This is a genomic window from Parvularculales bacterium, from assembly GCA_036881865.1.
Lineage (GTDB): Bacteria > Pseudomonadota > Alphaproteobacteria > JAPOUT01 > JBAJNM01 > JBAJNM01.
The window spans coordinates 1-12136 of record JBAJNM010000075.1 but is presented as its reverse complement, the minus strand read 5'-3'; the positions used below and the strand labels follow the sequence as shown (position 1 = coordinate 12136).

General features: G+C 54.4%; 3 protein-coding genes. All 3 read left to right on the top strand.

Features of this window, described 5'->3' with window-relative positions; all coding sequences use genetic code 11:
• Positions 1-190 precede the first annotated feature (190 nt).
• Positions 191-7576, top strand: coding sequence for a hypothetical protein (locus V6Z81_10615; GenBank protein MEG9862918.1), 7386 nt, complete (start codon positions 191-193; stop codon positions 7574-7576).
• Between the two features lie 529 nt (positions 7577-8105).
• Complete coding sequence (locus V6Z81_10610) at positions 8106-8777, top strand: outer membrane beta-barrel protein (GenBank protein ID MEG9862917.1); 672 nt, start codon at positions 8106-8108, stop codon at positions 8775-8777.
• Positions 8778-8837: 60 nt separating this feature from the next.
• A partial coding sequence (locus V6Z81_10605) for a hypothetical protein (protein MEG9862916.1) occupies positions 8838-12136 on the top strand: 3299 nt, incomplete at its 3' end.

Below are 12136 nucleotides of genomic sequence, written 5' to 3'. Positions count from 1 at the left end.
GTGCTGGACGAATATTGCTGCATTTGAGTTGGATGGACGCTCTGCTTTAGGTCCAACCGTGAAGCCGAACCCTGACGGTCCACCCCGCCCGCCAGACCGGACAAAATCCTTTGCCGGAGGTGTTTTCTTTGCTACAACACTTCAGGCGGTTTAGAGAAGGTAAGAGAATAAGGGAATAAGGATACAGACTATGACAACAAAGACGGGTGAGGCCAAAAATCCACATGCTGGATTTTTGCAAATCAATGTTGATATCCGGACGGCGCAAACCGGAAGGACCGGAAGATGGCTGGTTCCATGGCTTGCATCGCTTGCCTCTTTGACTTTTCTGGCGGCGTGTACCGGCAGTGGCTCTATTATCAATAATCCGTCGGCGGGCGGTTTTGGCGTTGATCCGGCGACGGTCGGTGATAACGCCGGTCGCGGCACCATGGATGATGAAAACGTAGACCTGGTCGCAGCCCGGCAAACCATCGCGACAGGCGCACAGGCGAGTCCCGTACCGGGAAGCGTGGCACAGTCTTCGATCGTTTCCGAAACTTCCCCCGGCACGACGGCTATGAGTGCCGTGCCCGACGTAACGGTAACATTCACATCGGATCCGGAGTCAGGCGAATTACAGCCGGCATCCTATGACCTGACAGTGGATGGACAAAGTATTCTTGCTACCGGCGGGACTGACCTCACGCTTTCCGACGGCATTCCTGATACCTCAATAGCGATGCAAGGGATCAGAGCGATCAGACTGACAGACCCGGCCCGGTTATCGCAGGCACTCATTTTAACAGACTTTAGTGGCAGCGTCGGTAGCGCAGAATATATCAGTTGGGGATATTACCGTTTTGAGAATCCCGCCGCCACGGACTCTTATAGCTATACGGTTTTTGCCGACGGTAACACCGGCTATGACGGGAACAATCTGAACGCTCTAATCGGAACGGCGACCTATACCGGTAAGGCTGTCGGTGTTTACGCCGATGCCGTCCGGAGAGGTGACTTCTGGGCTGATGTTGAGTTGACGGCTGAGTTCGGCACGGGCACCGATATAGGAACAATCGGCGGAATGGTCAGTAATATCCGGCATGGTGACAATGTTCCTTATTCCGTAACGGGCATAACCCTGAGTGAGGAAACGATCGGGTCCATGAACAACGGTTTTGTCACCGGTGATACAAGCGTTACGGACAATGCTGCCCTGACGGGCAAGTGGGGTGCGCAGTTTTTCGGGAGTGGGCCCGGTTATCCCGGCTCCGTTGCCGGAACATTCGGCGTATCGGACACCGGCCTGAGCCTGCTCGGCGCCTTCAAGGCTGATCCGGCTGTCACGCCGTTTATGACAACCCTGACGTCAACGGCAGTAGGCGGTAACCTTGGCATGATCTGGGGTGCATTGAAAGCGGCCGCAGAGGGGTCTGTAAGAACCGGGTCTGCGGCGGCTGTTGGAGGTCTGACGGCGTCACGGGGTTCGACCCAGTCTTCAATAGTTGGCGGGGATGATATTTCGGCAGGAACTGAATATACCGGCGTATCGGTAGCATTCACAACTGACCAGATGCCGGAAAAAGCGGACACTGTCGTGAGAGTGGGTGGCAATACTTTTCTTAGTACCGCAACCGACGGCACACCTGACCATCGCCTTCCTGATGACTCGTTAGCGGATCATATTGAAAGAATAGAAAACACGGACGAAAACAGCGAAGCTCTGGTTTTAACTGACATTGTCGGTAGCACGCTTGACGATTATATCAGCTGGGGATATTGGCGCGAAGAAGCGCCCGACAATCCCGCCGATCTCGGCGGCCCGGTCTATAGTTATGCCGCTTTTGTCGCCAGTAACTGGAACTATGACGAGGCTAATCTGGCCGCTTTAATCGGAACGGCGACCTATACCGGCAGGGCTTTTGGCATATACGCCGATGCCGTCCGGAGAGATGAATTCTGGGGTGATGTTACCATGACGGCGGATTTTGGTCCGAGTGACGATAGAGGAACACTCGGCGGAATGGTCACTAATATCCGTCATGGGGCGGATAATGTTGAGCACTTCGTACCCGATATAATCCTGGCTGAGCAAGGGATCGGGTCCATGAACAACGGTTTTGTCAGGGGGACTACGAGCGTTACGGGCTATACAACCCTGGAGGGTAAGTGGGGCGCACAGTTTTTCGGGAGCGGGTCCGGTTATCCCGGCTCCGTTGGCGGAACATTCGCTGTATCAAACGCCGCCGGCACCCTGAGCCTGCTCGGCTCCTTCAAGGCTGATACGACTGACACGCAGCCTCATCCGTTAGACTTTTTCGTGCCAACGGCCGGGTCTACAGCCCTAAGTACTTTTAGAGGGATTGCGGATGCCAACGTTGCATCCACGATTCCGGATATAATTACGGGCAAAGTTGCTACGGCAAGCAATTTTGGAAGAGAACCTGATGTCGTTTGCAAATTTCAGAATCCACCCGGTTGTAGTGTGGATATCGATATTGAAAGAATTATTCTTGATAATGCCGGCATAGTGGACCTGTCATTGGCAGGTACGGACTCCGGTAGAACTCTGGTAAGTTCCATGATCTCGGAGACCGTCGCAATGGGCGGTGTTACCTTCGCCCGGGCAAGGTCAGCAATAAATTCTACGTCTGTTTCAACACCGGATTATGATCTGGAAACATTTGCCGGATGGCTTACCGAAAGCGCTTTCGGAGCGGTCCGGATAACATCGCGACCATCCGGTGGTGAAGCCTGGCATTTCGTTCCTTATTCTGTCGGTGATCCCGTCGGCAGCAATCCCGCAGCGGGTGTTGCCGCGTGGAGCGGCGGCGCCGTTGCTTCGGTCAAAGCCGACCGCACCTTCCTCATGGGTGATGCGACAATCACTCTTGACCTCGAAGCCGCCAGTCCCACTGTCGATGTGATGCTTGACGCATGGCGCGGGATAGACGGAACGGCAATGCCATCTGTCGGAGCCGTCTCCTATACCGGTCTGGCCCTCGCCGGTGGCACATTTATGGGGACCGCCCCTCAGCAAATTCAGGGCCGCTTCTACGGAACAACGCACAGCGAGGTCGGCGGCATCTTCAATACCGCCACCCTGAATGGTGCCTTCGGCGGAACCCGCAATACAACGGGGCCCACGACTTCTCCGTTTATGCCAATTCTGTCGCAAACGATAGTAGGCGGTAACCTTGGAGCAATTCAGGGTTTGATAAGAACGGCCGCACGGGGGCTCCCAAGATCAGAGACAGTGACCGTCACGATTGGACAAACAGCGGGGACTGTAGCGGCACAGAGTGTGACCCAGTCTTCGCACGCTACGGAAGAGCCACCGGGTAGTGGTCCCGTCACGACACCTGCCGACCAGATGACCGGCGTAGGGATAAGATTGTCCGGATTGATGAGTCAGTTCAGAGCCTATACCGCGGCAGTGTCGCCAAGCGGTGAGAATACTTTGCTTACTAGCGCTTCTCACAACATTGATCCGCACCTTATTCCCGATACCTCATTAGCCGATGAGTTGATCAGACTGGGACAAGGCAATGCACAAGTTGTGTTTTTAACCGATTATACTGTCACCTCCGGTATCGACCCGGCCCCCGATACCATAGAATATGTTAGCTGGGGATACCGGCGGTTTGAGAGACTTGCTGGCGAAATCGGAACCTATAATTATCATGCTTTTGCCTCGGGTAACACCGGCTATCCCCAGAGCAATCTGCAGGCTTTAACCGGAACGGCGACGTATAACGGTAAGGCTTTTGGCATATACGCCAATGCCCTCCGGAGGGATGAATTCTGGGCTGATGTTACCCTGACGGCCGCTTTTGGTGCGAGCGACGCGCGGGGAACAGTCAGTGGAATGATCAGTAATTTTCGTCATGGCATGAATAATGTTGAGTACCCCGTAGCAAGTATAATGCTGGGAATGGGGACAATCGGGTCCTCAAAAAGCGGGTTTTTCACGGGTGATACGAGCGTTACGGATGACTCGACACTGACAGGTAAATGGGGCGCACAGTTTTACGGGAGCGGGTCCGCCAATCCCGGCTCCATCGCCGGAACGTTCGGTGTATCAAACACCGACGGCAGCACAAGCCTGCTCGGCGCCTTCAAGGCCGATCCGGCGCATCCGTTAACCGTGTTCGCAGCGGCGGCCGGGTCAACAAGTCTGGCAGCCCTTCAAAGCAGGGCTGGGGCCACCGGCGTAAATCTGGTGTTTGGCGGCAGTGCTGAGGCCGGGGCCGGCAATTTTGGAAGCGAAATGGCTACAACTTGCTTTTCTAATACTTGTGGTGTGCCTGTTAATAGCAGTTCAAATGTAACATTTGGTCTTTCAAATGTATCTAACCTGTCATTAACAACATCAGGCATTACTATTTCTACTTCAATGATTACACAAGGTTTTGCAGCCCACGGTGTTACCCTCGCGCGAGGACGTTCATCAGGAACAAGATTTACCAATTCTGTGGCATTGGAAACGTTTGGGGGGTGGGCTGCCGCCAGTGCTTTCGGAGCGGTGCAAATTGCACAAGGAGCAGTCGGCAGCGAGATACATCGATTCACATCCTATACCGTGGGTGTGCCCAGCGGCAGCAATCCCGCCGCCGGTTTCGCCACGTGGAGCGGTGGCGCCGTTGCATCGGTTAAAGCCGACCGCACCTTCCTTCGCGGCGATGCGACAATCACTCTCGACCTCTCCGATTCCGCTAATCCCACCGTTGATGTGATGCTTGACACATGGCTCGGGATAGACGGAACGGCAATGTCATCTGTTGCGGCGGTCTCCTATGCCAATCTGGCCCTCGCCGGTGGCGCATTTTCAGGGACCAGCCCACAGCAAATCGAGGGCCGCTTCTACGGAACAACACACAGCGAGGTCGGCGGCATCTTCAACACTGCCACCCTCAACGGAGCCTTCGGCGGAACCCGCGCTACGATGGGGCCCATGACCGCTCCGCACACGTTAACCGTGTTCGCACCGGCGGCCGGGTCAACAAGTCTGGCAGCCCTTCAAAGCAGGGGTAATGTCCAGACTACAGATTTGCTTATGGGTGGTAGTGCGGCAACGGATAATTTTGGAAGCGAACCGGCCACAGGATGCGCTGACGGAGAATGTTTTCCTACATATGCTACTGGTCTTGGGGGTGAAATGTATGGATTTAATATGACTTCCCTGTCAATGGCACGTACTCTGACAGGTTTTACCGCCGACACAACAGATGGTTTTGCAGCCCATGGTGTTACGCTGGCGCGGGGGCGTTCATCAGGAACACATGTAACAGGGAGTGTTCCTTTGGAATTTGAAACATTTGCCGGATGGCTTACCGGCAGTTTTTTCGGATCGATTCAGGTTAAAGCGGGTGCTCCCGGTAGCGAGACATATCGTTTCCTTCCTTTTACTGATGGCACACCCAGTGGTTCAAATCCCGCCGCCGGTGTCGCCACGTGGAGCGGTGGTGCCGTAGCGTCCGTAAAAGCCGACCGCACCTTCCTTCGCGGCGATGCGACAATCACTCTTGACCTCACCGATTCCGCCAATCCCACTGTCGATGTGATGCTTGACGGATGGCTTAATGATGTCGGAACGGCAATGCCATCTGTCGAAGCCGTCTCCTATGCCGGTCTGGCCCTCGCCGGTGGTGCATTTTCGGGGATCGCCCCTCAGCAGATTGATGGACGCTTCTATGGAACAACACACAGCGAGGTCGGCGGCATCTTCAATACTGCCACCCTGAACGGAGCCTTCGGCGGAACCCGCGCTGCGATGGGGCCCATGACAGCTCCGCCGGCTCCTGCGGCCCCACTGCCTTTCGGAGAACCTGCAACGGTGAACGTCGGTTCTAATACAATCATAGCGACCCTCCGCGGCATTGCGGCAAGCGGTACGATTTTGAATGCCGGTCCTCTGGCTACGGCAAGCAATTATGCAAGCGAGGGGGCGGTTACTTGCGGTGGATTTGGATGTACATATATGATTGGTATAAGAGAACTTACTCATGTTGCCAATGTTACTCTTGACAACCTTGCGTTGGCCTTGCCGGGAATGACTCTGGATTCATTAATCAAAACGACCAACACTGTCACAAACACTGCTCGGGCCCATGGTGTTACTCTCGCACAAGGAAGTACGGAAGCAACTTTAGGTGGCCAAACTGCTTTACCTTTCGCATTTGAAACCTTTGCGGGATGGAACACCCACAGTGCTTTCGGGTCGGTGCAGGTAAGATCAGGAACATCCGGCAGCTATGCATATCATTTCATTCCGTATTATTTCGGTGTGCCAAGTACGACTCTTCCCACATCAGGGATCGCCACGTGGAGCGGCGGTGCCGTTGCTACGGTCAAGTCGGACCGTGCCTTCATCCGCGGTGATGCGGCGCTCACAGTCACTTTTGGTGCTTTTCCGACTCTTGAGGCGGCATTTACCGGATGGCGCAACATAAACGGAGCGATTCCGTCTGGTGCGAATGTTGGCGACGTCACTTTTGACGAGGTGTTTCTCACTATATCGGGCTCGGCTCCCAATATCATCGCGGGGTTTGATTCATATACCTCACAACAGGGTATGGGAATCGCCGGACGCTTCTATGGAACCGATCATGCCGAGGTCGCCGGACATTTCAATACCGAGCATCTCATCGGCGCCTTCGGCGCAACCCGCCCCGTCCCGCTGACTTTCACATCTGCCAATGCAGACAATCATGGGACCATAACGGATCTTCGGGGCAGAATATCCGGCAGTACGGCTCTGCGTACCGGTTCTGTAGTTACGCCAACTACTATGGTAGTAGGTCCTGGCACTTCGGGTAGTGTTACAGTTGCCGGTCAGGCTCTCACTTTTCGTGCTAATTCCGCTGTTACCAACCTTTCGTTGATCCAGACCAGGGTCGGGACGACAGGGAATCCGGATATACTCAGGATCAGTGACAACACCGTCACAAATATTGAGCAGGCCCATGGTGTCAATCTCGCAATGGGACGTACGGCAGGAACCATAGGTGACACGGGCTCGAATCAGGCTATGGAATTTAATTCATTCGGGGGATGGAACACCCACAGTGCTTTCGGGTCGGTGCGAATAAGAACGGGAACATCCGGCAGCTATCAATATACTTACCTTCCTTATTATTTCGGTGAGCCCACGGGTTCTCTTCCCACCTCAGGTGTCGCCACCTGGAGCGGCGGTGCCGTTGCTTCGGTCAGATCGGCCTCGGACCAGAGCTTCGTGAGGGGTGATGCGACGATCACCTACAATTTTGATACTACGGCGACTGTTGATGCGGTATTTGACGGATGGCTCAATATAAACGGAACGGATCCGGGTCTTGCCGCCGTCACTTTTACCGGTGCGGAGGTCATCTCCTCCGCCGGGGCATTTCGACAAGGGAGCGAATTGACCGGCCTCTTCTATGGGGACCGATCATGCCGAGATCGCCGGTTTTTTCAACACCAGTACTCTCAACGGCGCCTTCGGGGTAACCCGCGATACGCAGTAGTTCAAACGGTCAACCCGTCCATCTCGCCCGTCGGTTCTGCCGGTGGCCGAACCGACAGAGATGGACGGATACTACAGGCCCATCAGCATTAACCTGTGAGTCTTTTGCTCCGTGCTGGACGAATATTTCTGGGTTCAAAAGGCTCAATGCCACCCCGTCCCTCTCATCCGGTTCACCCCGCCCTCACCGCAGGTGCTCTGTCTTCCGAAAAAAGGCTCAGACGTAGGCTGCTGTTGCTCTGCCGAAGGCAGCTCCGAAGGCGCGTAGCGAAACTACCCCGCAGGGGTATAAAATAAAAGGAGACAGCATTCTGCTGGTCTCAAGCCGTTAAGGCAAATGATCCAGTGAATCATTTGCTAGGCTTGAGGAATTGACAGGGTCAACAAGACCCGGTGGGTCTTGTGACGGTCCATCTCTGTCAAATCGTCCAGTGAACGATTTGACAGAGATGGACGAGTTTTTACTGACTCACAGGCCGCTTCTACTACCGACTCAAAGGCACCCTCGGACGAAAAAATTCCTTTGCCGGAGAGTGTTTTCTTTGCTATCGTCGTTCTGGAAGGTTTTCGGTTTATTGGCTGGGAAACCCCAAAACTGTATAGCAACTGTTAAGGGTATAATATGCTCGGAAAAATATCCGCCGGCTGTCTCGGCCTCACCTGTCTGATTATGCTTTGGCCCGCTGTGGCTGAAGCCGGCAACGGAACAGGCTTGTTTGGAAACGGAATCAGAACTTATGCCGCCGTCTCTTATGGCTGGACCAAACTCGGCAGGGAAAGACTTGGCGCGGTCAGTAATGCGTCTCTTGACGATCAGGATAATGGCTACCGGATATCGGCCGGCGTTGAAGGCAATAATGGCATCATGCTTGGCTTTGCCTATAATGATTTTGGCACCGCCGAATTTTCTGCGGAAAGCGGCGGACGGTACATTCTCGATGGCGTTGAACAGACCGCCGCGACCGGTCTTAAACTGGAAACGCCGGTAACATCGTATGGCCCGTACATCGCTTTTGATATTCCCCTGACGGTTCTTGTCGAACGGGGACAGCCTGCCCCTCCGGTTTCGGTTGTGCCGAAAATCGGCCTTCACTTCTGGGAGGTCGAATCAGACATGCGGGGCGGCGGGGCTTCGCTTTCTTTAAGCGATGATGGCAGCGATGTTTACTATGGCGCCGATTTGACCTATAAATATAGTAATCGCCTGTCCCTGATGGCGGGATATGACCGGTACAGGATTTCCGGCGATACGATTGATTATCTGTATCTGGGAAGCCGGATAAGTCTTTACTAGACACCGGATGATAGTTACATAGATTATGCGAGAAGAGATAAGGGAATAAGGATGAAGACTATGACAACAAAGACGGACGAGGCCAAAAATCCACATGCTGGATTTTTGCAAATCAATATTGATATTCTGACCGCGAAAACCGGAATGGCTGCCAAAAGGGAGAGCGGAAAGCGCCCGGCACTCGCATTCCTTGCACCGCTTGTCGCCCTGACTTTTCTTGCGGCGTGCAGCGGCAGTGGTTCTATCTTCAATGATCCGTCACTGGTCGCTACCGGTCCGGCGCCGACAGACCCACCGGTAACCCCCCCGGACCCTCCTCCAACAAATAATGCAGTAATTGACCGGAGCGCGGCACGGGCGGCCCTCGGGGCCGCCGCAGGGGCGACTCCCGTATTCGGGAGTGTGACCCAGTCTTCCGATGCGAGTGCCATGGCCGACGTAACGGTAACATTCGACGCGGCGGGGGCTATTGATAACACGACTCTGACAGTGGGCTCGGACACTCTGGGTACTGCTCCCACCAGGAGTGACACCACCATGCTTACCCGTGGGCTTGTTGATAACTTGCAGGCACAGCAGGTGATCAGACTGGGCAGTACCGCTGAAAATCCGGATATGACGCCAATTTCACGAGCTGTAATTTTAACCGGCTTTAGTGGCACCGTCGGTAGCGAAGAATATGTGAGCTGGGGCTATCACCGTTTTGAGGATTATGCCAACACAACCTATAGATATACGGCCTTTGCCTCAGGGAACACCGGCTATCCCCAGATGAATCTGATGTCGTTAACCGGAATGGCGACCTTTACCGGTGATGCTGTCGGTGTTTACGCCGATGCCACCGACATAGCTGACTTCTGGGGTGATGTTACCCTGACGGCTGATTTTGACGGAACCGGTGTGGGAACACTCGGCGGAATGGTCAGTAATATCCGTCATGGAAATAATGTTTCTCATCCCGTAGGCAGCATAACTCTGGGTTCGCAGACCATCGGGAACGCAAATAGCGGATTTATAGGCAACGGTGTTACGAGCGCGATGCTGGGTGTGGGCGACACCGCGGTGTCTCTGGCCGGTACGTGGGGCGCGCAGTTTTTCGGAAGCGGGTCCAATTATCCCGGCTCCGTTGCCGGGACATTCGGCGCATCAGATGCCGCCGGCACCCTGAGCCTGCTCGGTGCCTTCAAGGCCGATACGACTGACACGCATGATCCGTTTATGACAGTCCTGACGACGTCGGTAGGCAATAATCTGAATCTGGCTCAGGCAGCCCTCAAACGTGCCGCACAGGGGACTCCCATATCTGCGTCAGTGACGGCCGGCGGTCCGAATCAGGTAAGCACACGGGGTGTGACCCAGTCTTCTGAATATGCTACCGGTACCACTACGACAGATATGAATCGGCGTTCTGGCGTATCAGCAGTATTCTCCGGATCGAATCCTGTCACGAAAGGGGTCACCATCCTGAGAGTGGCTGATGGACCTCATCTTACTATAGACCCGGGGAATAGTAGGGACATCACGCCTGACCTGCGCCTTCCTGATACCACAATAGCGGATTATCTGGACAGAATAGAAAATCGGGCGGGAATTGCAGGCACTTTAATTTTAACCGACAACGTCAGTGCCTCAATTAACAATTATATAAGCTGGGGTTATCACCGTTTTGAGAATCCCGCCGGCAGCCCGCTACCTGTATATAGATATACCGCTTTTGCCTCCGGTAACTGGAACTATAACGGGGATAATCTGGCCGCTTTAACCGGAACGGCGACCTATACCGGTGAGGCTTTCGGCATATACGCCAATGCCCTCCGGAGAGATGAATTCTGGGGTGATGTGACCTTGACGGCCGATTTTGACATGGAAATGGTCAGCGGAATGGTGACCAATCTTAGACATGGCGCCGCAAATGTTGCTCATCCCGTAACAGGCCCTATCATGCTGGGAGCGCAGACCATCGGTTCCGCCAATAACGGATTTTTCTCCGGTGCTACGAGCGTTACGGGTGACTCGACACTGACGGGAATGTGGGGTGCCCAGTTTTACGGAACCGGGTCTAATACCCCCGGCTCCGTTGCCGGGACATTCGGCGTATCTAACGACGCCGGCACCCTGAGCCTGCTCGGCGCCTTCAAGGCTGACACGACTCACACGCAGCCGGTTCCGTTTATGTCAATCCTGACGGCAACGACAGGTACTCTGGCCACTATTGAGGGACGCCTCGAGATAGGCGCACAGGGGATCCGCAGAACCGGGTCAACGGCGTCTAGTGGGGGTCTGAGTGCCTCACGGGGTACGACCCAGGCTTCAAATGTTGGAGCTACGGATACCGACATATCAGACGCGGATGAATATACCGGCATATCGGTAGCATTCGGGGGAGGGGATGTGCCGGCAATACAGGGCGTTGCCGTGAGAGTAGTGGAAGCTGGTACTTATCTTAGCAGCATGACTGGTACCTCGGACACCGCGTACACCGAAACGTCGGATGATAATGACATTCGCATTCCCGATAAAACATTGGCCGGGCGTATTGACAGGATAGTAAACATGAACGGGCAAAGAGGAGCTCTGGTTTTAACCGACGTAGTTGGTAGCACGGCTAACAATTATATAAGCTGGGGATATTGGCGTTTTGAGAATCCCGACACCGATGCATATACTTATACCGCTTTTGTCGCCAGTGACTGGAACTATGACGGGACTAATCTGGCTGCTTTAACCGGAACGGCGGCCTATGTCGGCAGGGCTTATGGCATATACGCCAATGCTGACCGGAGAGATGAATTCTGGGGTGATGTGACCTTGACGGCTGATTTTGCCACCGGTACACATGGATCAATCAGCGGAATGGTGACCAATCTTAGACATGGCTTGGATAATGTTGCTCATCCCATCACCACCCCTATAATGCTGAACGCCCCCACGGCAATGGAGGGGCCGATTACCAGTGGAAATAACGGGGCTTTTTACGGCACCACGAGCGTTATGGGCGATTCAACCCTGACGGGCACCTGGGGTGGCCAGTTTTTCGGAACCGGGAACGGTATTCCCGCCGCCGTTGGCGGGACGTTCGGCATATCAGATGGCAGCACAAGCCTGCTCGGGTCCTTCAAGGCTGGTTCGATCTCGCTGACTTTCACATCTGCCAATGCAGACAATCATGCGACCATAACGGATCTTCGGGGCAGAATATCCGGCAGTACGGCTCTGCGTACCGGTTCTGTAGTTACGCCAACTACTAGAGAAGCAGGTCCTGGCTCTACGGGTGTTATTACAGTTGCCGGTCAGGCTCTCACTTTTCGTGCTAATTCCGCTGTTACCAACCTTTCGTTGATCCAGACCAGGGTCGGGTC

Coding starts and splice junctions, on each gene's coding strand:
- V6Z81_10615 (MEG9862918.1), top strand. CDS start 191: ATGACAACAAAGACGGGTGAGGCCAAAAATCCACATGCTGGATTTTTG.
- V6Z81_10610 (MEG9862917.1), top strand. CDS start 8,106: ATGCTCGGAAAAATATCCGCCGGCTGTCTCGGCCTCACCTGTCTGATT.